Below are 22,357 nucleotides of genomic sequence, written 5' to 3'. Positions count from 1 at the left end.
CCATGGCGGGCGCGGGATCGGGCACGGCGGCAGGCAAACATCTTTCCGAACTGGGTCTGACCGCCCGTTCCGGGCGTGACCCGCGCATCTCCGGCCTGACCGTCGACAGCCGCGCGGTGAAGGACGGCATGCTTTTCGCCGCCCTTCCCGGGGCACGCTGGCATGGCGCCGAGTTCATCGGCCCGGCGCTGCGCATGGGGGCCGCCGCCATCCTGACCGATGCCGAGGGCGCGAAACTGGCCGCCGAGGCGCTGGAGGGCAGTTCCGCCGCGCTGATCGTCGCCGGCGATCCGCGCGAGGCGCTGGCCTATGCCGCGGCACTGTGGTTCGGCGCGCAGCCCGCCACCATGGTCGCCGTCACCGGCACCAACGGCAAGACATCCGTGGCCACCTTCACCCGGCAGATCTGGATGGCGCTTGGCCATGCCGCGATCAACATCGGCACCACCGGCGTCGAAGGCGCCTGGGCCGCGCCCTCGAGCCACACCACCCCCGACCCGATTACCCTGCAGGCCATGCTGGCCGAGGCCGCCGCGGCGGGCGTCACCCATGCGGCGATGGAGGCCTCAAGCCACGGGCTTGACCAGCGCCGGCTTGACGGGGTGCGGCTGAAGGCGGCGGGCTTCACCAACCTGACGCAGGACCATCTCGACTATCATCACACGATGGAGGCCTATGCCGACGCCAAGGCCGCCCTCTTCACCCGGCTCCTGCCCGAGGATGGCACGGCGGTGGTGAACCTCAACGGCGCCGGCGGGGCCGAAATGCTGGCGCTGGCCGAAGAACGCGGGCTGAAAACCCTCGCCATCGGCCGCGACCCGCTGGCGGATCTGCGCATCACCGGCCAGCGCTATGACGCCACGGGCCAGGACCTGCGCTTTGACTGGAAGGGCGAGCCGTTCCAGCTGCACCTCAATCTCGTCGGCGGCTTTCAGGCCGAAAACGTGCTGGTCGCCGCCGGGCTGGCGATTGCCGCCGGCGCGGCCCCGCGCGATGTCTTCGCCGTCTTGCCGCAACTTACCGGCGTTCGGGGCCGGATGCAGCTTGCCGCCACGCGCAAGAACGGCGCGGCGGTCTATGTCGATTACGCCCATACGCCCGACGCCATCGAAACCGCGCTGAAGGCGCTGCGCCCGCATGTCATGGGCCGGATCGTCATCGTCTTTGGCGCCGGCGGCGACCGCGACACCACCAAGCGCCCGCTGATGGGGGCTGCGGCCCGCGCCCATGCCGATGTGCTTTATGTCACCGACGACAACCCGCGCTCGGAAGAGCCCGCAACCATCCGCGCCGCCGTCCTTGCAGCCTGTCCCGACGCCAATGAGGTGGGCGACCGCGCCGAGGCGATCCTGCTGGGGGTCGACGCACTCGGTCCGGGCGATGCGTTGCTGATTGCCGGCAAAGGGCATGAGACCGGCCAGACCATTCAGGGGCAGGTCTACCCCTTTGACGACGTGGAACAGGCCAGCATCGCGGTTGCCGCCCTGGATGGGGTGATCTGATGGCGCTCTGGACCTCTGCCGCCGCCGTTGCCGCCACCGGCGGGCGCAGCACCGCCGACTGGCAGGCGACCGGCGTGTCGATCGACACCCGTACGCTGAAGGCCGGCGATCTGTTCGTGGCATTGAAGGATGTGCGCGACGGCCATGATTTTGTTGCCGCCGCGCTGGCAAAGGGCGCTGCCGCCGCGCTGGTCAGCCGCATCCCCGAGGGCCTCGCCGCAGGTGCGCCGCTTCTCGTCGTGGGCGACGTGCTGACGGCGCTTGAGGATATGGGCCGCGCCGCACGGGCGCGGGCGGGGGCCAAGGTCGTGGGCGTCACCGGTTCGGTCGGCAAGACCTCGACCAAGGAAATGCTGCGGGTGGTGCTGGGCGGGCAGGGCCGCGTCCATGCCGCCGAGGCCAGCTACAACAACCATTGGGGCGTGCCCTTGACGCTGGCGCGGCTGCCGCAGGACGCCGATTTCGCGGTGATCGAGATCGGCATGAACCACCCCGGCGAGATTGCCCCGCTGGCCCGGCTGGCGCGGCCGCATGTGGTGATGATCACCACCGTCGCCCCGGCCCATCTCGAGGCGTTCCGCAATCTCGAAGGCATCGCCCATGAAAAGGCCGCCATCCTTGACGGGCTGGAGCCCGGTGGTACCGCCGTGCTGCCCGCGGGCCTGCCGGTCAGCCCGATCCTGTTCGCCAAGGCCGAAAGCACCGGCGCGGCGCTGCGGACCTTCGGCGAGACCGAGACTGCCGACTACCGGCTGACCGGGATCCAGATCGGCGACACCACCACTGTGGTGCAGGCGACCCGCGGCGGAATGCCCCTGCTTTACAAGGTACTCTCCCCCGGCCGCCATTTTGCGCTGAACGGATTGGGCGCGCTGGCCGTCGCCGATGCGCTCGGCCTTGATCCGGTGATCGCCGCCACCGACCTTGGTCGCTGGCACCCGCCCGCCGGTCGCGGCACGCGCGAGCGGATCGTGCTGGACGTGGTCGAAGAAACCGCCTTCGACCTCATCGACGACGCCTTCAACGCCAATCCGGCCTCGATGCGGGCCAGTCTGGAAGTGCTGATCGTGGCTACGCCGCGCGATGGCGTCGGCGCCCGCGCCAAGGGCCGCCGCATCGCCATCCTCGGCGACATGCTGGAACTGGGCCGGACCGAAATCGACCTGCACGCCGCCATCGCCGAAACCCCCGGCCTTGCCGCCATCGACGTGATCCATTGCGTCGGGCCGCGGATGCGGGCGCTGCATGCCGCGCTGCCGCGCCACCAGCGCGGCGACTGGGTGGAAACCGCCGCCGAGCTTCTGCCGCGCGCCCGCACGCTGGCCGATGCCGGTGACATCGTGCTGGTCAAGGGCTCAAAGGGCATCAAGGTATCGCTGGTGGTTGACGCCCTGCGCAAGTTGGGGCAACCAGCCGCGTCGACACAGGGAGAGGCGTAATGCTCTATTGGCTCACCGAGTTCTCGGACGGCGGGGACGTCTTCAACCTCTTCCGCTACATCACCTTCCGCGCCGGCATGGCCTTTGCCACCGCGCTGATCTTCGGGTTCCTGTTTGGCCGGCCGCTGATCGACATGCTGCGCCGCAAGCAGGGCAAGGGCCAGCCGATCCGCGATGATGGCCCGCAAAGCCATCTGGCCAAGGTCGGCACGCCCACCATGGGGGGCCTTCTCATCCTGTCGGCGCTGGTGTTCTCCACGCTTCTGTGGGCGCGGCTCGACAACCCCTATGTCTGGATCACGCTTCTGGTGACGCTGGCCTTCGGTCTCATCGGTTTTGCCGACGACTATGCCAAGGTGACGAAGCAGAACACCAAGGGCGTCTCGGGCAAGGCGCGGATGCTGGCCGGTCTGGTGATCGCGGCGCTGGCAAGCTATGCCGCCGCCAGTTTTCACCCGACCGCGCTCACGAACCAGCTGGCGCTGCCATTCTTCAAGGACGCGCTGATCGGGCTTGGCCTGTTCTACATCCCTTTCGGCATGTTCGTGATCGTCGGCGCGGCCAATGCGGTGAACCTCACCGACGGGCTCGACGGGCTAGCGATCATGCCGGTGATGATTGCGGGGGCCACGCTGGGGGTGATTTCCTATGTCGTCGGCAACTACAACTTCTCGGAATATCTCGGCGTGCATTTCGTGCCGGGCACCGGGGAACTGCTGATCTTCACCGCCGCCCTCTTTGGCGCGGGGCTGGGATTCCTGTGGTACAACGCCCCGCCGGCAGCGGTGTTCATGGGCGACACCGGGGCGCTGGCCCTGGGGGGGGCGCTGGGGGCAATCGCAGTCTGTGCCAAGCATGAGGTCGTGCTGGCGATTGTCGGCGGGCTTTTCGTGGTCGAGGCGCTGAGCGTCATCATCCAGGTCGCCTATTTCAAGCGCACCGGCCGCCGGGTGTTCCTGATGGCGCCGATCCACCACCACTTTGAAAAGAAGGGCTGGGCCGAGCCGCAGATCGTCATCCGCTTCTGGATCATCTCGCTGATCCTTGCGATGATCGGGCTGGCGACGCTGAAGGTGCGGTAGGCGATTTCCGGCGCGGAAATCGCAACGGAATTTGGCGCAAATTCCGCTGGCCCCGCAGGCTGCGATTTCTGCGCCAGAAATCGCCCCGGAATTCGCGCCGAATTCCGACTGGCCCTTCCGTTGATCGCGGCCTTGGCTTATCCCCGGGACGAGTGACCAGCGGAGGATGCCCATGCTGCCCGTCAAAGGTTTTTCCGGCCAGAAGGTCGCGGTGCTGGGTCTTGGCCGTTCGGGCCTTGCCACGGCGGCCGCGCTGAAGGCGGGCGGGGCGGAGCCGCTTCTGTGGGACGACAGCCCCGAGGCCCGCGCCAAGGCCGAGGCCGAGGGCTTTGCCTGCGTCGACCTGACCCGCAATGGCGTGCTGGACGAGGCGGTCTGCCTTGTCACCTCGCCGGGCATTCCGCATCTTTACCCGTCGCCCAACAAGGTGATCGCCCGCGCGCTGGAACTGGGGATTCCGGTGGACAATGACATCGGCCTGTTCTTCCGCTCGTTCGGCAGCGCCGCCTGGGACGATTTCGAAACTCCGCCCAAGGTCGTGTGCATCACCGGCTCGAACGGCAAGTCGACCACGACGGCGCTGATCCACCACATCCTGCAGGTCGCGGGACGGCCGACGCAGATGGCGGGCAATATCGGCAAGGGGGTTCTCTCCATCGACCCGCCGCAGGATGGTGAGGTGGTGGTGTTGGAACTGTCCTCCTACCAGACCGATCTCGCCCGGGCGCTGACGCCGGATGTGGCGGTGTTCACCAATCTTTCGCCCGATCACCTTGATCGCCACAACGGCATCGGCGGCTATTTCGCCGCCAAGCGCCGGCTCTTTGCCGAGGGCGGGCCGGACCGGGCCGTGGTGGGGGTGGATGAGGTCGAGGGGCGCTTTCTGGCCAACCAGCTGGCGATGGGGCCGGGCGATGACCGGGTGATCCGGGTGTCCTCGGGGCAAAAGCTGGAAGGCTTCGGCTGGTCGGTCTTTGCCCGTAAGGGCTTTCTCGCCGAATGGCGGCGCGGCAAGCAGGTGGCCTCGATCGACCTGCGCGAGGTCGCGGGCCTGCCCGGCGCCCACAACCACCAGAACGCCTGTGCCGCTTATGCCGCCTGCCGCAGCCTTGGCCTGGCGCCGAAGCTGATCGAGGGGGCGTTGCAGTCCTTTGCCGGCCTGCCGCACCGCAGCCAGCTGGTCGCGGAACGGGCCGGGGTGCGCTTTATCAACGATTCCAAAGCCACCAATGTCGACAGCGCCGCCAAGGCCTTGCAGGCCTTCCAGAAAATCCGCTGGATCGCGGGCGGCATGGGCAAGGATGGCGGGCTTTCCGGCATTGAACCCTTCCTCGGCTCGGTGGTGAAGGCCTATCTGATCGGCCATTCCGCCCGCGATTTCGCCTTGCAGATCGGCGAGACTCCGCATGAAATCTGCGAGACGATGGAGCGCGCCGTCGCCCGCGCCGCGGCCGAGGCCGGGCCGGGCGAGGTGGTGCTGCTGGCGCCGGCCGCGGCCAGCTTTGACCAGTATCCGAACTTTGAAAAGCGCGGCGAGGATTTCACGGCGCGGGTGAAGGCGCTGATCGGCTGAAGGGAGGGGCTCCATGCAGGGCGGATGCACATGCGGACAGGTCCGCTATCGGCTGCTCGACCGGCCGATGTTCACCCATTGCTGCCATTGCAGCTGGTGCCAGCGCGAAACCGGTTCGGCCTTTGCGCTGAACGCGCTGATCGAACGGGACCAGCTGGAGGTGACAGGAGAGCTTGACTATCAGCGCCTGCCCTCGGCCAGCGGCAAGGGTCAGGAGGTGGCGCGCTGCCCGGCCTGCAAGGTGGTGCTGTTCAGCCATTACGCCGGAAGCGGGCGGCTTTCGGCCTTTGTCCGCGTCGGCACGCTGGACGATCCGGCCGCCTGCCCGCCGGACGTGCATATCTTCACCTCGACCAGGCTGCCCTGGGTCGTCCTTGACCCTGCGGTGCCGGCCTTTGCCGCGTTCTACGAGGCCAGGACGCTGTGGCCCGCCACCGCGCAGGACCGCTTTCGCGCCATGAGGGCGAAGGGCGCGGCAAGCTGAGCGATCCGGTCACGCCGCCCGCCTTTCCGCTGGCCAAACGCCCCCTGTTTGGCTAGACTTCCAGCAGCTGATCCGGGGCCAACCCGGGCGGTCATCGAGCAGGCGTGAAACAGGCGGATTTTCCATGACTGAGATGGTCTATGGCTCCATGCCCGGTCGGGTGGCGGAGCCGGTTCTGCCCCGTTGGTGGGGCACGATCGACAAATGGTCGATGACGGCGATTCTGGTGCTGTTCGCCATCGGCCTGCTTCTGGGGCTGGCGGCCTCGGTTCCCCTGGCCGAGCGCAACGGGCTTGACCCCTTCCACTATGTCCAGCGGCAGGCTTTCTTTGGCGGGGTGGCCATGGCGGCCATGGTCGCGGTGTCGATGATGTCGCCCGACATGGTGCGGCGGCTTGGCGTCGTGGGCTTCCTGTTCTCGTTCTTCGCGCTGGCCCTGCTGCCGATCTTCGGCACCGATTTCGGCAAGGGCGCGGTGCGCTGGTTCTCGCTGGGCTTCGCTTCGGTGCAGCCGTCCGAGTTCCTGAAACCCGGTTTCATCATCCTGACCGCCTGGCTGATGGCCGCCGCGCAAGACCTGAACGGCCCGCCGGGCAAGCTGATCTCGTTTGGCATCGCGGTGACGGTGGTGGGATTTCTGGCGATGCAGCCCGATTTCGGGCAGGCGATGCTGGTGCTCTTTGGCTGGGGCGTAGTCTATTTCGTCGCCGGGGCGCCGATGGTGCTGATCGGGATCATTCTCGGGCTGGCCGGCGTCGGCGGCTTTGCCGCCTATAACATGTCGGAACACTTTGCCCGCCGGATCAATGGCTTCCTGGCCTCGGACATCGACCCGCGCAGCCAGCTTGGCTATGCCACCAACGCCATTCAGGAGGGCGGCTTCTTCGGCGTCGGTGTCGGCGAGGGGCAGGTAAAGTGGACGCTGCCGGACGCGCACACCGATTTCATCATCGCGGTGGCGGCCGAGGAATACGGGCTGGTGCTGGTGCTGGTCATCATCGCGCTTTACGCCGCGATCACCGTGCGCTCGCTCTATCGCCTGACGCGCGAGCGTGACCCCTTCACCCGGCTTGCCGGCACCGGGCTGGCCTGCATCTTCGGGGTGCAGGCGATGATCAACATGGGCGTCGCGGTGCGGCTTCTGCCGGCCAAGGGCATGACGCTGCCCTTCGTCAGCTATGGCGGCTCGTCGGTGATCGCGGCGGGCATCACCGTGGGGATGCTGCTGGCGCTGACCCGGTCGCGGCCGCAGGGCCATATGGGCGACATTTTCCGGGGACGGAAGTGACCGCGCCCCTGCTCATGATCGCCGCCGGCGGCACCGGGGGGCACATGTTTCCCGCGCAGGCGCTGGCCGAGGCGATGATCGCGCGCGGCTGGCGGGTGAAGCTTTCCACTGATGAACGGGGCGCGCGCTATGCCGGCGGCTTCCCGCCGGCGGTCGATGTGGTGGTCTCCGGCTCCGGCACTTTCGCGCGCGGCGGGGCGGTCGCCAAACTGGCGGTGCCGTTCAAGATCATCGGCGGCATTCTGGGCGCGACAGTCCGGATGCTGTCCGACAGGCCTGCCGTTGTAGTGGGCTTTGGCGGTTATCCAACGATTCCCGCGCTTTCTGCCGCATTCCTCACCCGCCGCCCGCGGATGATCCACGAACAGAATGGCGTTCTTGGACGGGTGAACAAACTCTTTGCCGCCCGTGTCCACAAGATCGCCTGCGGCACCTGGCCCACGGCCCTGCCCGAGGGGGTGACGGGCGAGCATACCGGCAACCCGGTGCGCGCCGCCGTGCTGGAGCGGGCGGGAGCGGGCTATATCGCGCCCGGCGACTATCCGATGAGCCTTGTGGTGATCGGCGGCAGCCAGGGCGCGCGCATCCTGTCCGATGTGGTCCCCGAGGCGGTGGCCCGCCTGCCCGAAGCCCTGCGCCTCCACCTGCGCGTGGCGCAACAGGCCCGGCCCGAGGATCTGGACCGCGTGGTCGCCGCCTATGAAGAGGCGGGCATTCTGGCCGAAATCGCCCCGTTCTTCGCCGACATTCCCCGCCGCCTGTCCGAGGCGCAACTGGTCATCAGCCGCTCGGGTGCCTCGTCGGTGGCCGATATTTCGGTCATCGGGCGGCCCTCGGTGCTGATCCCCTTTGCCGCCGCGACCGACGATCACCAGACGGCGAACGCGCGCGGTCTGGTAGACGCCGGCGCCGCTGTGCTGATCCCGGAAAAGGCGCTTGACGCGGCGACGCTGGCAGACCACATGGCGGCGATCCTGGGTCAGCCGCAAGCGGCGGAACAGATGGCCCGGAACGCTTTGGGGCAGGGCCGCCCCGACGCCACCCAGCGGCTGGTCGCGCTGGTCGAGGGGCTTGCAGGAAAGGGTTGAACCGATGAACGCCACCAAATTGCCGCTGGAACTTGGTCCCATCCATTTCGTCGGCATCGGCGGCATCGGCATGTCGGGCATCGCTGAGGTGCTGATGACGCTTGGCTACCGGGTGCAGGGATCGGATTCGAAAGCCTCCAAGATTACTGACCGGCTGGTGAAGCTGGGCGCCACGTTCTTCGAAGGCCAGAAGGCGGAAAACATCGGCGAGGGCGTTTCGGTCGTGGTGATTTCCAGCGCGATCAAGAAGGGCAACCTCGAGCTTGAGGAAGCCCGCCGCCGCAACCTGCCGGTGGTACGCCGGGCCGAGATGCTGGCCGAGCTGATGCGCCTGCGCTCGAACATCGCCATCGCGGGCACCCATGGCAAGACCACCACCACGACCATGGTGGCGACGCTGCTCGACAAGGGCGGCTTTGACCCGACTGTCATCAACGGCGGGGTGATCCATGCCTACGGCTCGAATGCCCGCGCCGGGGCCGGGGAATGGATGGTGGTGGAGGCCGACGAGTCCGACGGTTCCTTCAACCGTCTGCCCGCGACGATTGCCATCGTCACCAACATCGACCCCGAGCATATGGAGCATTGGGGCAGCTTCGAAGCGCTGCGCAAGGGCTTCCTCGATTTCGTCTCGAACATCCCGTTCTACGGGCTGGCGGTGTGCTGCACCGACCACCCGGAAGTGCAGGCGCTGGTCGGCCGTGTCACCGACCGCCGCGTCGTCACCTTCGGCTTCAACGCGCAGGCCGATGTGCGGGCGGTGAACCTCAGGTTCGAAAATGGCGTTGGGCACTTCGACATCCTGCTTCAGAATGAAGAGGAAGGTTCGAAAATCGAAAACTGTTCGTTGCCGATGCCGGGCGATCACAACGTGTCGAACGCGCTTTCGGCAGTGGCGGTGGCCCGCCATCTGGGCATGAAGAAGGACCAGATCCGCGAGGCGCTGGCCGGGTTCTCGGGCGTGAACCGCCGCTTTACCCGCGTGGGCGAGGTGAACGGAGTCACCATCATCGACGACTACGGCCATCACCCGGTTGAAATCGCCGCCGTGCTGAAGGCGGCGCGGCAGGCGACCAAGGGCCGGATCATCGCCGTGCATCAGCCGCACCGCTTCACCCGGCTGTCGAGCCTCTTCGAAGACTTCTGCACCTGTTTCAACGAGGCCGATGTGGTCGCCATCGCCGAGGTCTATTCGGCGGGCGAAGAGCCGATCCCCGGCGCCAGCCGCGACGATCTGGTGGCGGGCCTGATCGCCCATGGCCACCGCCACGCCCGCGCCCTGCTGGACGAGGCCGATCTGGCGCGGCTGGTGCGCGAGCAGGCCCGGCCCGGCGACATGGTGGTCTGCCTTGGCGCCGGCACGATTTCCACCTGGGCCAATGGCTTGCCGGCCAAGCTGATGGGGCAGGCGGCCTGAGGCCCCCTTGCCGAAGCCTGCGATTCTGGTCAGGCTTCGAACATGACGCAAACCGAAACATCTCCGGCCGGCAAAGGGCTGCAGCGCAAGCTGGGCCTTGGCCTGCTGACCGCCTATGGCGTCGGCGTCATGGTGGGCGCGGGCATCTATGTGCTGGTGGGGGTGGTGATCGGGCAGGCCGGGGTCTGGGCGCCCCTGGCCTTCCTGCTGGCCGGGCTGGTCGCCTTGCCCTCGGCCCTGTCCTATGCCGAACTGGCGACCCGGATGCCTGAAGCCGCCGGCGAGGCCGCCTTCATCGAGCGGGGCTTCGACAGCCGGACGCTGGCGCTGGCGGCAGGGCTGGCGATTGCCGGGGCCGGGGTGATTTCGGGCGCGGCGGTGCTGCGCGGTGGCGTCGGCTATCTCGCGGCGCTGGTGCCGGTGCCCGAGCCGCTTCTGATCGCGACGCTCGGGCTGGCGCTGACGCTGATCGCCCTGAAGGGAGTGCTGGAAAGCCTTGCCGTGGCGGCGGTCTTCACGCTGGTCGAAATCCTCGGTCTGGTCGGGGTCACGCTCGCCGGCTTCGCCGCCGAGCCGGTGGCGGAATGGGTCACGCCCGCCGGCCCGTCCTGGACCGGGATCGCGGCGGCGACCTCGCTGTGTTTCTTTGCCTTCATCGGCTTTGAAGATCTGGAAAACATGGCCGAAGAGGTGCGCGACCCCGGTCGCACCATGCCGCGCGCCATTCTTTTGGCGCTGGCAATCACCGCGTTGCTTTATACGCTGGTGGCCTTTGCCGCCGTCCGCGCCGTGCCGCATGCGGTGATTTCCGCCACCGAGCGGCCGCTGGCCCTGGTGTGGGAGGCGGGAACCGGCCGCAGCGCCGCCTTTCTGGAGGCGATTGCAGTGGCGGCAGCGGTGAACGGGGTTCTGGCGCAGATCGTCATGGCGGCGCGGGTGCTGTTCGGGCTTGGCCGCCGGGCCTCCTGGCTTGCGGTCTTTACCGAAGCGCATGCCCGGCGCGGCACGCCGACCCGGGCCACGCTGCTTGTCGGGGGCGGCGTGACGGTCGCGGCCCTGCTCCTGCCGGTGCAGGCACTGGCCGAGGTGACGGCGGTGGTGCTGCTGGTGATCTTCCTCTTCGTCAACGTCGCGCTGATCCGCATCAAGCGTCGCGCCCCCGAGGCCCCGTTCCGGGTGCCGGGCTTTGTCCCGTGGGCGGGCCTTCTGGCCGCGCTTGCGGCCCTGCTTGCAACATCGGGAGTGCTGGCATGACGCCCCTTGTCCTTGGCGGCCTTTGGGTTTTGGCGGCCAGCGCCACCGCCTTTCTGCCGATGCGGCGGCAGATGGTGCCCGGGCTGGCGCTGCTGCTGCTGGCTCCGGGGCTTCTGGTCTGGATCGGGTTGAGCCATGGCTGGCTCTGGCTGGCCTTCGGGCTATTCGCCTTTGTCTCGATGTTCCGCCGCCCCTTGCGCCACTTTGCGACGCTGGCGCTTGACCGCATGGCGGCGCGGCGATGAGCGCCACGCTGGCCCTTGCCGCCGGGCTGGTCTGGCTGATTGCCGCCAATCTCATCGGCATGTTGCCGTCAAGGGATCACCACTGGGGCAATGCCTACCGGCTGATGGCCGCCTTCGTGCCGATCCTGATCTGGCTGGCCTGGAGCAATGGCCTGCTGTGGGCGGCGGCGTTTGTAGTCGCGGCGGCCAGCGTGTTGCGCTGGCCGCTGATCTATCTCTGGCGCTGGCTGCGCCGGGTCCGGCAAGGCTGAGCGCGGCCTGCCTCAGCCCGTCGCGCCGGGCAAGGGTACTGCAGACAGTCGCCGCCCGCTGGACAATTCCAGCACAGAACGCGCCAGCGCCTTTCGATCCAGCCCGAAATGGCGGTAGAGGTCGCCGATGCTGCCGGTCTGGCCGAAATGCTCGACCCCGTGCGAGACGGTGCGATGCCCGCCGACGCTGCCAAGCCAGGCCAGCGTTGCGGGGTGGCCGTCAAGGACGGTGACGATCAGGCAGTCGCGCGGCAAGTCGGCAAGCAGGGTTTCGATATGGCTGCGAGCCTGCGCGATGCCGCGGGCGCGGGCGCGCTGCGCCGCCGTCCAGCCCGCGTTCAGCCGGTCGGCCGAGGTGATGGCCATAACACCGACATCGCGGCGATGTTCGCCGATCAGACCGGCCGCGGCGATGGCCTCGGGTGCCACCGCGCCCTGATAGGCGATCACCACATCGCAGTTCGGCCCCGGCTTGCGCAGCCAATAGGCGCCGTCGATGGCCCCTTGGCGGAAGGCCTCGTCGTGCCGTTTGCCGGGTTGTTCAATGGGATTGGTGGTCAGCCGCAGATAGACCGATCCGCCGGTCTCGTCGCGCAGCCAGGTGCGTTCGTCCGGGTCGCCCCCGCCCTCGCGCTGCAGGTAATCGAAGGCCCATGCCATGATGACGGCCAGTTCGTCGGCGAAGGCCGGCTCGAAGGCCGCCAGCCCGTCCTGCGCCATGCCGGTCAGCGGCGTGCCGATCGACTGATGCGCCCCGCCTTCCGGCGCCAGCGTCACGCCCGAAGGCGTGCCGACGATCAGGAACCGCGCATCCTGATAGCAGGCGTAATTCAACGCATCGAGGCCGCGATGGATGAAGGGATCATAGACCGTGCCGATGGGAAACAGCCGCTTGCCGAACAGGCTGTGCGACAGGCCCGCAGCCCCCAAAAGCAGGAAGAGGTTCATCTCGGCGATGCCAAGCTCGATATGCTGGCCTTGCGGAGCGAATTCCCATTTCGCCGTGGAAGGGATGCGGTGTTCGATGAAGGCATCGGCCTGCGCCTTGCGGGCAAACAGCTTGCGGCGATTGACCCATGGGCCAAGGTTGGTGGTGCCGGTCACATCGGGCGAGGTGGTGACGATGCGTGACGCCAACGGGCTGTCGCCTTTGGACAGATCGTCGAGGATCTTGCCGAAGGCCGCCTGCGTGGAAATCTCGCGGTCGGTGTCAAAGCCGATCTCGGGCGCCGCCAGCCTGTCGTCGCTGTAGCGGCGGCGGCCCTTGGCGAAAAACGGCACCCCGGCCAGAAAGGCCTGCAGCGCCGGCAGGTCGGAAACTCCGGCGAAGGGTTCCCATTCCTGCCCCCTGGCCACGCCCATATGCGCCTGCCACGCCGCGAATTGCGTCGGGTTCATCAGCCCGCCGTGATTGTCCTTGTGGCCGGCAATCGGCGTGCCCCAGCCCTTGATCGTATAGGCCAGAAAGCAGGTCGGCCGGTCATGGTCGATGGCGGCAAAGACCTCGGCCATGGTCTCGACGCAGTTGCCGCCAAGGTTCTCCATCAGCGCGGCCAGTTCCGCATCGCTGCGCCGCCCGATCAGGGCCGAGACGGCGCCCTGATCGCCCAGATCATCGGTCAGCCGCTTGCGCCAGGTGGCCCCGCCCATGAAGGTCAGCGCGGCATAGTCCTGATTGGGGCAGCGGTCGATCCAGTCGCGCAGCGCTTCGCCCCCCGGCTCGGCAAAGGCTGCGCGTTGCAGGGCGCCGTATTTGACGCGGACGACTTCCCAGCCGAAGGCGTCGAAGATCTTCTCGACACGGGCAAAAAGCCCCTCGCGCACGATCCCGTCCAGCGACTGCCGGTTATAGTCGATGATCCACCAGCAATTGCGCAGGTCGTTCTTCCAGCCCTCCTGCAGGGCTTCATAGACATTGCCCTCGTCCAGTTCGGCGTCGCCCACCAGCGCCACCATGCGGCCAAGGGCCGGGTTTTGGCCCCAGTCCTTGGCCGCGATGTAGTCCTGCACGAGCGAGGCAAAGGCGGTGATCGCCACGCCAAGCCCCACCGATCCGGTCGAGAAATCGACGTCGTCCACGTCCTTGGTGCGCGAGGGGTAGGACTGCACCCCACCAAAGCCGCGGAAGTTCTGCATCCTTTCGCGGGTCTGGTTGCCCATCAGATACTGGATCGCGTGGAACACCGGCGCGGCATGCGGCTTTACCGCCACCCGATCCTGCGGCCGCAGCGCCGAGAAGTAAAGCGCGGTCAGGATCGACACCATCGACGCCGACGAGGCCTGATGCCCGCCGATCTTGATGCCGTCGACCTTTGGCCGGAGGTGGTTGGCATGGTGGATCATCCAGTGCGACAGCCACAGCAACCGCTGCTCAAGGGTCTTCAGATGGGTCAGGGTCTGGCGGGGCATCGGCGGCTCTTTCTTCTGGCAGGTCTCAAGAAGGGGGCAGATGGGGCGCGCGCGCCCTGTCGCCGATCCCGCCAAAGCGGGACCCGGGCAGGGCGATCAGCGCTTCGCACCGCCTGCCGTGGTCCGGTCAGGGGCGGAAGGGCAAGGCAGTGGGCTGCAAGGCGGCCGGCCCGCCGGGCAAGGCGGCCTGCAGTCCCTGTGTCGCATCCGTCAGATCGGCGCGCAGCAGGCCAACGGCGATGGTCCGGCCCAGACGCGGCGAATGGACCAGCTCGCTGACGACGCCGACCGGTTCGCCCGCCAGCTGCACCGGCACCGCATGGCCGGGCGAGGGCGGCGTGCCCTCTACCCAGAACCCGACGCGGCGGCGGGCGGCGCCCCGGGCGGCAATCCGCTGCAACGCCGCGCGGCCGACAAAGTCATCCTCGCGCGCAAGATCGACAAGTCCGCCCAGCCCCATTTCGAACGGGTCAGCCGGGATCACCTGCCGCCGCATGTCCGAGCCGTAGGAGATCAGACCGCTTTCCACCCGCTCGATATCGTTCGGGGCGCCCGGCCCGATGCCGAAAGGCGCACCGGCTGCCGCCACGCGGTCCCAAAGTTCGATGCCGCGGCTGGCGTCGGTCAGATACAGTTCAAAGCCGCCCTGCTTCGACCAGCCCGACCGCGCAAGGACCAGCGGGATGCCGTCCAGCGTGGTTTCCCGAAACCCGAAATAGCGCAGCTCGCGCACCCAGTCGCCGAACAGCGCTGCGGTCACCGCCTCGGCCTGCGGCCCCTGAATCGCCAGCGGCGACACGTCGGGCTCGCCCACCTGCGCCTGCCAGCCCTTTTCCTGCGCGATGGCCTGCGCCCAGAGGTGGATGTCGCTGTCGGCCACCGACAGCCAGAACCGGTCCTCGGCCAGCTTCAGAAGGACCGGATCGTTGATGAGATAGCCGTCATGGTCGCAGATCGGCACATAGCGGCCCTGACCGACCTTGGTGCCGGACAGGTTCCGGGGCGTCAGATATTGCACCAGCCGCGCCGCATCCGGGCCGGTCACTTCGACCTGACGCTGCGCGGCGACATCCCACATCGCCACCCCGGTCATCAGCCGCTGATATTCGCCGTCGGGATCGCCGAAATGCCCCGGAATGAGCATGTGGTTGTAGACGGAAAAGTTCTTCGCCCCCGCGCGCAACGTCGCCTCGAAATAGGGCGATTTGCGGAGGTTGGCGCCAATGGCGATTTCAATGGTCATCTCGGGGTCCTTCCTTCAGGCCGCTTCGGCATTATGTGCGGCCAGTGACTGCATAAGATCGCCCAGAATGTCGTCAACCCCCTCCAGCCCGACCGAAAGCCGCACCAGCCCTTCGGCGATGCCATGGGCGGCGCGTTCTTCGGGCGTGTAGGTGGAATGGGTCATCGAGGCCGGATGCTGGATCAGGCTTTCGGCATCGCCCAGGCTGACCGCGCGCTGCACCAGTCGCAGCCGGTTCATCATGGCAATGCCGCCCGCCTTGCCGCCGACCACCTCGAAGGGGATCATGCCGCCGAACCCCGCCATCTGCCGCCGGGCCAATGCGGCCTGCGGGAAGCTGTCAAGCCCCGGATAATGCACGCATTTAACGGCCGGATGCGCCTCAAGCGCGCGGGCGATGGTCAGGGCGGCGGCGGAATGCGCGCGCACCCGCAGTTCCAGCGTCTTGATGCCGCGCAGCAAGAGCATGGCGCTGAACGGTGACATCACCGCGCCGGTCATGTCCTTGATCCCGACCAGCCGGATGGCCGAGATGTCCTCGGCCCGGCCCGCCACCAGCCCCGCGATCACGTCGCCATGCCCGCCCAGATACTTGGTCGCCGAATGCAGCACGATATCGGCGCCATGTTCGATGGGCCGGGTCAGCACCGGCGTCGCATAGGTGTTGTCCACCACCACCTTCGCCCCATGACGATGCGCGATTTCGGCAACTGCGGCGATGTCGACCAGCCGGTTGTTCGGGTTGGCAGGGGTTTCGAAATAGACGATCCGGGTCTTTGGCCCGATCACCGCCGCCAGATTGGCCGGATCGGACAGGTCCACCGGGCGCACCGTCACGCCAAAGCGCGGCAGGCCATGGGTCAGGAAGGCGAAGGTGCAGCCGTAGAGCGTCTTGTCAAGGATCACCTCGTCGCCCGCCTGCAGGAAAGTCCAGAGCGTCGCGGTGATCGCCCCCATGCCGGAGGCCGTGCAAAGCCCGGCTTCGGCGCCTTCCAGATTGGCGATCCGGCTTTCAAGATGCGCCAGCGTCGGGTTGGAGATCCGGCTGTAGAAATGCCCTTCGGCCGCACCCGCAAACATGGCGCCGCCGGCCTCTGCCGTCTCGAAGGCAAAGGTCGAAGACAGATAGACCGGCGGGTTCAGCGCACCCTGATGCTGGCGGGCGTCATAGCCGTGGTGGATGGCGCGGGTGGCAAAGCTGGGCGGGGTATCGTGCATGGGCATGTCCTTGTGGCTTGCCCCGATCCTGCGCCTTTGCCTCTGGCATTTTGTTGCGATATGTGCCAATAAAATCTTAGTTATTGGCATATAATGCCACAGTGGGCCAAAATGGACGAAAAAGACCGCCAGATCATCCGGGCCTTGCAACGCAATGGCCGGGCGACGAATCTTGAAATCGCCGCCGAGGTGAACCTCTCGCCCTCGCCCTGCCTGCGGCGGCTGCGGCTTTTGGAGGAAAGCGGCGCGATTCAGGGCTATCGCGCCGTGGTTGACCAGCGGCTTTACGGCCTGCCGGTGACGGTGTTCCTGCGCGTCCGGCTGGAGCGGCACAGCGCCGAAACCGTGCGCCAGTTCGAAACCCGCATCCGGGCGCTGGACGAGGTGCTGGAGTGTCACCTGATGACGGGTCCGGCCGATTACCTCTTGCGGGTCGTGGTGGCGGGACTGGACGATTACGAGGATTTCATCCGCAACCGCATCCATCCCATCGGCGGCATCGGCTCGATCGATTCCAGCTTTGTCTACGGCTCGGTAAAGAACACTGGGGTCTTTCCGCTGATCTGAAACCGCGCGTCCCGGCGGCATCCATCACCCGGACTGGCCGGAACCCTGTTGCGGATGGGTCGGGTGTCATGAAACTTTCACTGGACGCGCCATCATATTTCTATATTTCCGGAAATATGGAACAGAATAGCGCAGCCCCTGCCTTCGCCACCCTTGGCCACCCCGGTCGCCTTGCCGTGTTCCGGCTTCTGATGCGCTTTGCCCCGCAAGGCGTGCGGCCAACCGAAATTGCCGAGGCGCTGCACCTGAAGCAGAACACGCTGTCGCACCATCTGGCCGACCTTGCCGCTGCCGGGCTGGTGCGGGTCGAACGCCGGGGGCGCTCGCTCCACTACGCGGCCAATCTGGACATGGCCGAGGCGCTGATCGGCTATCTCGCGCTCGACGTCGGCCGCGCCCGGCCCGACCTGCTTGCCCCCCTGCTTCCCGCCCCAAAGGACCCCGCCATGCGTGACCGCGATTTCAACGTCCTGTTCATCTGTTCAGGCAATTCCGCACGTTCGATCTTTGCCGAGGCACTGTTGCGCGATCTGGGGCGCGATCGGTTCCGGGCCTTTTCGGCGGGCACGCGGCCCAACTCTGCGCTGAACCCGTTTGCGCTGCAGATCCTTGCGCGCAACGGCCATGACACCGGGACGCTGCGCTCCAAACATGTTTCCGAGTTTCAGGAACCCGGATCGGAGGCGATGGATTTCGTCTTTACCGTCTGCGACACGGCGGCGGCCGAGGACTGCCCGCCCTGGCCCGGCCAGCCGATCACCGGCCACTGGGGCCTGCCCGACCCGGTGAAGGCAACCGGCACCGATGCGGAAAAGGCGCTGGTGTTTGCCCAGACCTATGCCGCGCTGCGCCGCCGCATCATGGCCTTTGTCGAGTTGCCCTTTGCCAGCCTCAGCCGGCTTTCCCTGCAATCCCGCGTCGATGCCATTGGCGCCGATGCCGCCGATCCCCTCGTGAAAGGTTGACCCCATGCCCCGCATTGCGCTGAACGGCCTTGGCCGGATTGGAAAACTCGTGCTGCGCGACCTGATCGACACCGGCGCCGGCGGCGAGATCGTGGCCTTGAACGACCCGGTCGGCACGGCCGAGCAGCACGCGCTCTGGATGGAGTTCGATTCGGTCCATGGCCGCTGGCACACCCCCGTCGGCTGGCAGGAGGGCGCGCTGGTGCTGGACGGCCAGACCATCCCCCTCAGCCATGAGAAATCCATCGAGGCGCTGCCGCTTGCCGCTCTGGGCGTCGATCTGGTGATCGACTGCACGGGGGTCTTCAAGACCGCGGCCAAGGTGGCGCCCTATTACGCCGCTGGCGCGCAGAAGGTGGTGGTCTCCGCGCCGGTCAAGGACGGCGGGGCGCTGAACCTTGTCTACGGGGTGAACCATGCGCTTTACGACGGCTCGCAGTCGCTTGTCACCGCCGCCTCCTGCACCACGAATTGCCTGGCGCCGGTGGTCAAGGTCATCCACGAAACCCTCGGCATCCGGCACGGCTCGATCACCACGATCCATGATGTCACCAACACCCAGACCATCGTTGACCGTCCGGCCAGGGACACGCGCCGCGCCCGTTCGGCGCTGATGAACCTGATCCCGACCACCACGGGCAGCGCGACGGCCATCACCCTGATCTATCCCGAACTCAAGGGCCGGCTGAACGGCCACGCCGTGCGCGTGCCGCTGCTGAACGCCTCGCTTACCGATTGCGTGTTCGAGGTGGAGCGCCCGACGACGGCGGATGAAGTCAACGCGCTGTTCAAGGCCGCGGCCGAGGGCGGGCTGAAGGGCATCCTTGGCTTTGAAAGCCGCCCGCTGGTGTCTTGCGATTTCACCAACGATCCGCGTTCGGCAATCATCGATGGGCCCTCGACCATGGTCGTCAACGGCACACAGGTAAAGATCTATGCCTGGTATGACAACGAATGGGGCTATGCCTGCCGCCTTGCCGACGTTGCCCGGATGGTCGCCCGCAGCCTTTGAGCTGCCCAGCTGTTTCCCGTTAACCCGGCCGATCAGGGGCAAGCCCCCGGTCCGCCGCCAGACCCAGGACCGACCATGCCCCAATCGTCTCCGCTGCGCGCCTATGCTGCCGTGACGGCCGCCTATTGGGCCTTCATGCTGTCGGATGGCGCGCTGCGGATGCTGGTGCTGCTGCATTTCAACGCGCTTGGCTTCACGCCGCTGCAACTGGCCTGGCTTTTCCTGCTTTACGAGCTGGCCGGCATCCTGACAAACCTTGCCGCCGGCTGGCTTGCCGCGCGCTTCGGGCTGGCGGCCACGCTTTACGGCGGGCTTGGGTTGCAGGTCACTGCCCTGATCGCGCTGGCGCAGCTTGATCCCGGCTGGGGCGTGACGGTCTCGGTCGCCTTCGTCATGGCGGTGCAGGGCCTGTCCGGCGTGGCGAAGGATCTGGCCAAGATGTCGTCGAAATCGGCGGTGAAGCTTTTGGCGCCGCGCGAGGAGGGCGGCCTCTTTGCCTGGGTCGCGGTCCTGACCGGATCGAAGAATGCGGTCAAGGGCCTTGGGTTCTTCCTTGGCGCGGCGCTGCTGGCGCTCGCAGGGTTCAAGGCGGCAGTCTGGGCCATGGCCGGGGCGCTGGCGGTGATCCTGCTTGCGGTCGTCCTGTTCCTGCCCGCGGGCCTGCCGGGCCGGATGAAATCCGACGAGACCTGGGGCGGCTGGCGGTCGCGCGATGCGCGCGTCAACCGCCTCAGCCTGGCCCGCCTGTTCCTGTTCGGCGCCCGGGATGTCTGGTTCGTCGTCGGCGTGCCGGTCTATTTCCAGTCCGTCCTGTCGGACGGCACCACCGAGGGCCGCCGCGAGGCGTTCTTCCTGATCGGCGGCTTCCTGGCGCTCTGGATCATCGGCTATGGCGCCGTGCAGGCCCTTGCGCCGCGCCTTCTGGGGGCCAAGGGCCAGCCACAGGCCGAGACCATCCGCAAGGCCATCCTCTGGGCCGGTCTGCTGGTGCCGGTCCCCCTCGTGCTGGCCGGGGCGGCATGGGTGGCGGAGGCGCCCGCGCCCTGGCTGACTGTGACGCTGATCCTTGGACTTCTGGTCTTCGGCTTTGTCTTTGCCGTCAACTCCTCGGTCCATTCCTATCTGATCCTCGCCTTTGGATCGGCGGATCGGATCACCCGCGACGTGGGGTTCTATTATATGGCCAATGCCGCGGGGCGCCTGATCGGCACGCTGCTTTCGGGCCTCAGTTACCAGCTCGGCGGCCTGCCGGTTTGCCTTGCCTGCGCGGGGCTCATGGCGCTTGCAGCCTGGTGGGCCGCGCGCCGGCTGCACCGTCTCTGAGCCGTCGCAAATCCCCGCAGCGCGGCGCAACAATCCTCGCCACAGACCCGGATCGGTCGCTGCGAGTTGACAATAACGGACGTCAGGAGTAGCGTGAGGTCTGGCGCAGAGGTGGGGGCTGGCTGCGCTTTCATAGGCTTCCCGCATTGAGTCTGCTCTGCCTTGCCTGCGTTCTGCGGGGCTTGGCGGTATTTGGAAATCCGGATGGCATTTGGCTTCTGGGGCCTTGCGCGCTGTCATGGCGCGTCTTTGGATGCAACAAGAACATATTCGGGCCGGCATCCCAGATGCACGGCCCGCAGGCAGGCATTTGACCTTCGGGCCTAACCAGCGTTTGGCGTTTGGGGGCTCAATTATGACCGACATTACATACGATCTGCAAAAGTTCACCGATGACGAAGTGCCGCCTGATGACAACACGACCATCGGCGGCGTGACCTTCCAGGTTTCGGACCAGTCCGGCTCCGGCACAGGCAACTTCGACCCGTTCCTTGCGACGCATGACGAGACCGCGCAACAGGGCGGCCCCTCACCGGGGATTTCGGCGGGCTTCAACACCGACAGCAATGACAAGAACACGGTCAATAACGAGTTCGGTCAGAACGAGATCGACGCCTCCAAGACCAGCGCCGTTCAGGTCTCCAGCATGGCGACCGTCACCATCGACGGGGTCGAGTATTACGAGCTCCGGCTCGACATCAACGAGAACCTCTCGGACCCCGAGATCTCGCTGAACACCTTCCAGATCTACCTGTCCACCGACGGCGCGATCGACACCTACTCGGAGTTGATCACGCAGGACAAAGTCTATGACATGGACGGGTTCAACCTTGACGGCGCCGCCGGCAACGACGACGTCACGCTGGACCTGACAGACTGGGCCACCGGCTCGGGCACGGATGACTATACGGTCCTGGTGCCGAAATCGCTGTTCGATGCCTATATGGAACAGAACAATCTCGAGCCCGATGACGTGTATTTCTATCTCTATACCGAGATGGGCCAGTACAGCACCAACAAGGATCCTGCCACCCTTGATGAAGAAGCCGGTTTCGATGAGTGGAACATGCTCAGCGCCGGCTACATCGAAGGCACCAAATGGGAAGACTCGGACGGCGACGGCATCTATGACGCAGGCGAATCTGCCCTTGAAGGCGTGTTCATCTATCTGGACGCGAACAACAACGGCCAGTGGGACACCGGCGAGATTTACGACATCACCGACGAGGACGGCCACTATGTGCTGGCCGGGATTCCTGTCAGCAACGAAACGCTGATCATCCGCGAGGATATCGACGGCGGCTATATCGCAACCAATCCCGATGGCACGGACGGCGGGCAAGACCCCTACTACTGGACCGCCACCATCACCTCCGGCGGCGATTCCGAGGTTGTGGACATCGGCAACTTCCTGCCCGCGCCTGAAATCACCATCAACAAGACCGTCACCGATGTTGACGGCGAAGGGGCCGGCGGTACGGCCGAGGATGCCGGCGACCAGATCACCTATGAGCTGGTGATCACCAATACCGGCAATGTCGATCTCACCAATGTCACGGTCACCGACCCGCTGACCGGGCTGAACCATGTCATCGGCGATCTTGCCGCCGGGGCCAGTGTCACGCTCGGCGCGGATGGCACCATCACCTACACCGTCACCCAGGCCGACATCGACAGCCAGGGCGATCTCGAGGCGGATGATCTGGGCGGCAACGATGACGACGGGCAGATCGACAACACCGCGACCGTGACCGGCGACTATGGCAATCAGACCGTCAGCGATGACGACGACGCAAACGCCCCCATCGCCTACGACCCGGTGCTGCTGATCGACAAGGTGGTGACGGATGTGGGCGGCGACGGGCCGGAGGGTCTGGTCGACGCGGCCGGCGACATCATCACCTACGAGATCACGGTGACCAATGACGGCAACGTGACGCTGACCAATGTGACGATCACCGACCCGCTGACCGGGCTTGACCATTTCGTCGGCGATC

At 66.6% G+C, this 22,357-nt stretch carries 19 protein-coding genes; 16 read left to right on the top strand and 3 right to left on the bottom strand.

All coding sequences use genetic code 11. The features are described from left to right. Positions 1–2: 2 nt before the first annotated feature. From G4Z14_RS16460 to G4Z14_RS16410, 11 genes are all read left to right on the top strand, one after another. Positions 3–1,502, top strand: a complete 1,500-nt coding sequence (locus tag G4Z14_RS16460) for a UDP-N-acetylmuramoyl-L-alanyl-D-glutamate--2,6-diaminopimelate ligase (protein WP_164627691.1) — start codon at positions 3–5, stop codon at positions 1,500–1,502. Then, complete coding sequence (locus tag G4Z14_RS16455; protein ID WP_164627761.1) at positions 1,499–2,941, top strand: UDP-N-acetylmuramoyl-tripeptide--D-alanyl-D-alanine ligase; 1,443 nt, start codon at positions 1,499–1,501, stop codon at positions 2,939–2,941. The genes G4Z14_RS16460 and G4Z14_RS16455 overlap by 4 nt, the downstream gene beginning before the upstream one ends. After that, positions 2,941–4,023, top strand: coding sequence for a phospho-N-acetylmuramoyl-pentapeptide-transferase (gene mraY / locus G4Z14_RS16450; RefSeq protein ID WP_164627689.1), 1,083 nt, complete (start codon positions 2,941–2,943; stop codon positions 4,021–4,023). Before G4Z14_RS16455 ends, mraY begins: the two co-directional genes overlap by 1 nt. Positions 4,024–4,195: 172 nt before the next feature. Beyond that, positions 4,196–5,596 (top strand): UDP-N-acetylmuramoyl-L-alanine--D-glutamate ligase, encoded by a 1,401-nt coding sequence (gene murD / locus G4Z14_RS16445; protein WP_164627687.1) that lies wholly within the window; start codon positions 4,196–4,198, stop codon positions 5,594–5,596. 13 nt (positions 5,597–5,609) lie between these two features. Next, positions 5,610–6,080, top strand: a complete 471-nt coding sequence (locus tag G4Z14_RS16440; RefSeq protein ID WP_164627685.1) for a GFA family protein — start codon at positions 5,610–5,612, stop codon at positions 6,078–6,080. 124 nt (positions 6,081–6,204) lie between these two features. Beyond that, a complete protein-coding gene (ftsW, locus tag G4Z14_RS16435) occupies positions 6,205–7,368 on the top strand; it encodes a putative lipid II flippase FtsW (protein ID WP_164627683.1) in 1,164 nt (387 codons plus the stop codon). Next, on the top strand, positions 7,365–8,456 hold the full coding sequence (locus G4Z14_RS16430; RefSeq protein WP_164627681.1) for a UDP-N-acetylglucosamine--N-acetylmuramyl-(pentapeptide) pyrophosphoryl-undecaprenol N-acetylglucosamine transferase: 1,092 nt from the start codon (positions 7,365–7,367) through the stop codon (positions 8,454–8,456). Before ftsW ends, G4Z14_RS16430 begins: the two co-directional genes overlap by 4 nt. 4 nt (positions 8,457–8,460) lie before the next feature. Further along, complete coding sequence (gene murC, locus G4Z14_RS16425) at positions 8,461–9,873, top strand: UDP-N-acetylmuramate--L-alanine ligase (RefSeq protein ID WP_164627680.1); 1,413 nt, start codon at positions 8,461–8,463, stop codon at positions 9,871–9,873. A gap of 42 nt (positions 9,874–9,915) precedes the next feature. Next, positions 9,916–11,127 carry an APC family permease gene (locus G4Z14_RS16420; RefSeq protein WP_164627678.1) on the top strand — a complete coding sequence of 404 codons (1,212 nt, stop codon included), beginning with the start codon at positions 9,916–9,918 and terminating at the stop codon, positions 11,125–11,127. Continuing rightward, a complete protein-coding gene (locus tag G4Z14_RS16415; protein WP_164627676.1) occupies positions 11,124–11,372 on the top strand; it encodes a DUF2484 family protein in 249 nt (82 codons plus the stop codon). The genes G4Z14_RS16420 and G4Z14_RS16415 overlap by 4 nt, the downstream gene beginning before the upstream one ends. Beyond that, entirely contained in the window at positions 11,369–11,623 is a 255-nt protein-coding gene (locus tag G4Z14_RS16410) for a DUF2484 family protein (protein ID WP_164627674.1), read from the top strand. Before G4Z14_RS16415 ends, G4Z14_RS16410 begins: the two co-directional genes overlap by 4 nt. Before the next feature lie 12 nt (positions 11,624–11,635). Here the strand turns inward: G4Z14_RS16410 and G4Z14_RS16405 are convergent, their stop codons facing one another. From G4Z14_RS16405 to G4Z14_RS16395, 3 genes are all read right to left on the bottom strand, one after another. Then, positions 11,636–14,032, bottom strand: coding sequence for a 1-deoxy-D-xylulose-5-phosphate synthase N-terminal domain-containing protein (locus tag G4Z14_RS16405; protein ID WP_164627672.1), 2,397 nt, complete (start codon positions 14,030–14,032; stop codon positions 11,636–11,638). A 127-nt stretch (positions 14,033–14,159) separates the two neighbouring features. Beyond that, entirely contained in the window at positions 14,160–15,275 is a 1,116-nt protein-coding gene (locus G4Z14_RS16400) for a glycine cleavage T C-terminal barrel domain-containing protein (RefSeq protein ID WP_164627670.1), read from the bottom strand. Positions 15,276–15,290: 15 nt separating this feature from the next. Beyond that, positions 15,291–16,493, bottom strand: coding sequence for a methionine gamma-lyase (locus tag G4Z14_RS16395; protein ID WP_164627669.1), 1,203 nt, complete (start codon positions 16,491–16,493; stop codon positions 15,291–15,293). A 111-nt stretch (positions 16,494–16,604) separates the two neighbouring features. Between G4Z14_RS16395 and G4Z14_RS16390 the strand changes: the two genes are divergently transcribed. From G4Z14_RS16390 to G4Z14_RS16370, 5 genes are all read left to right on the top strand, one after another. Beyond that, a complete protein-coding gene (locus G4Z14_RS16390; protein ID WP_164627667.1) occupies positions 16,605–17,060 on the top strand; it encodes an Lrp/AsnC family transcriptional regulator in 456 nt (151 codons plus the stop codon). 116 nt (positions 17,061–17,176) lie between these two features. After that, on the top strand, positions 17,177–18,025 hold the full coding sequence (locus G4Z14_RS16385; RefSeq protein WP_164627665.1) for a metalloregulator ArsR/SmtB family transcription factor: 849 nt from the start codon (positions 17,177–17,179) through the stop codon (positions 18,023–18,025). A 4-nt stretch (positions 18,026–18,029) separates the two neighbouring features. Then, positions 18,030–19,037, top strand: coding sequence for an ArsJ-associated glyceraldehyde-3-phosphate dehydrogenase (locus G4Z14_RS16380; RefSeq protein WP_164627662.1), 1,008 nt, complete (start codon positions 18,030–18,032; stop codon positions 19,035–19,037). 75 nt (positions 19,038–19,112) lie between these two features. Further along, on the top strand, positions 19,113–20,360 hold the full coding sequence (arsJ, locus tag G4Z14_RS16375; protein ID WP_164627660.1) for an organoarsenical effux MFS transporter ArsJ: 1,248 nt from the start codon (positions 19,113–19,115) through the stop codon (positions 20,358–20,360). Between the two features lie 355 nt (positions 20,361–20,715). Beyond that, positions 20,716–22,357, top strand: a 1,642-nt coding sequence (locus G4Z14_RS16370) for a DUF7507 domain-containing protein (RefSeq protein ID WP_164627658.1), incomplete at its 3' end; no start/stop codon positions are given.

It is taken from the genome of Tabrizicola oligotrophica, assembly GCF_011008935.1.
GTDB lineage: Bacteria > Pseudomonadota > Alphaproteobacteria > Rhodobacterales > Rhodobacteraceae > Tabrizicola_A > Tabrizicola_A oligotrophica.
The sequence above is the reverse complement of the archived record's forward strand: the minus strand, read 5'-3'. Positions and strand labels throughout refer to the sequence as shown.

What these genes read in the sequence shown, in the direction of transcription:
- G4Z14_RS16460 (WP_164627691.1), top strand. Translation starts at nt 3, where the DNA reads ATGGCGGGCGCGGGATCGGGCACGGCGGCAGGCAAACATCTTTCCGAA.
- mraY (WP_164627689.1), top strand. Translation starts at nt 2,941, where the DNA reads ATGCTCTATTGGCTCACCGAGTTCTCGGACGGCGGGGACGTCTTCAAC.
- murD (WP_164627687.1), top strand. Translation starts at nt 4,196, where the DNA reads ATGCTGCCCGTCAAAGGTTTTTCCGGCCAGAAGGTCGCGGTGCTGGGT.
- G4Z14_RS16440 (WP_164627685.1), top strand. Translation starts at nt 5,610, where the DNA reads ATGCAGGGCGGATGCACATGCGGACAGGTCCGCTATCGGCTGCTCGAC.
- ftsW (WP_164627683.1), top strand. Translation starts at nt 6,205, where the DNA reads ATGACTGAGATGGTCTATGGCTCCATGCCCGGTCGGGTGGCGGAGCCG.
- murC (WP_164627680.1), top strand. Translation starts at nt 8,461, where the DNA reads ATGAACGCCACCAAATTGCCGCTGGAACTTGGTCCCATCCATTTCGTC.
- G4Z14_RS16420 (WP_164627678.1), top strand. Translation starts at nt 9,916, where the DNA reads ATGACGCAAACCGAAACATCTCCGGCCGGCAAAGGGCTGCAGCGCAAG.
- G4Z14_RS16415 (WP_164627676.1), top strand. Translation starts at nt 11,124, where the DNA reads ATGACGCCCCTTGTCCTTGGCGGCCTTTGGGTTTTGGCGGCCAGCGCC.
- G4Z14_RS16410 (WP_164627674.1), top strand. Translation starts at nt 11,369, where the DNA reads ATGAGCGCCACGCTGGCCCTTGCCGCCGGGCTGGTCTGGCTGATTGCC.
- G4Z14_RS16405 (WP_164627672.1), bottom strand. Translation starts at nt 14,032, where the DNA reads ATGCCCCGCCAGACCCTGACCCATCTGAAGACCCTTGAGCAGCGGTTG.
- G4Z14_RS16400 (WP_164627670.1), bottom strand. Translation starts at nt 15,275, where the DNA reads ATGACCATTGAAATCGCCATTGGCGCCAACCTCCGCAAATCGCCCTAT.
- G4Z14_RS16395 (WP_164627669.1), bottom strand. Translation starts at nt 16,493, where the DNA reads ATGCACGATACCCCGCCCAGCTTTGCCACCCGCGCCATCCACCACGGC.
- G4Z14_RS16390 (WP_164627667.1), top strand. Translation starts at nt 16,605, where the DNA reads ATGGACGAAAAAGACCGCCAGATCATCCGGGCCTTGCAACGCAATGGC.
- G4Z14_RS16385 (WP_164627665.1), top strand. Translation starts at nt 17,177, where the DNA reads ATGGAACAGAATAGCGCAGCCCCTGCCTTCGCCACCCTTGGCCACCCC.
- G4Z14_RS16380 (WP_164627662.1), top strand. Translation starts at nt 18,030, where the DNA reads ATGCCCCGCATTGCGCTGAACGGCCTTGGCCGGATTGGAAAACTCGTG.
- arsJ (WP_164627660.1), top strand. Translation starts at nt 19,113, where the DNA reads ATGCCCCAATCGTCTCCGCTGCGCGCCTATGCTGCCGTGACGGCCGCC.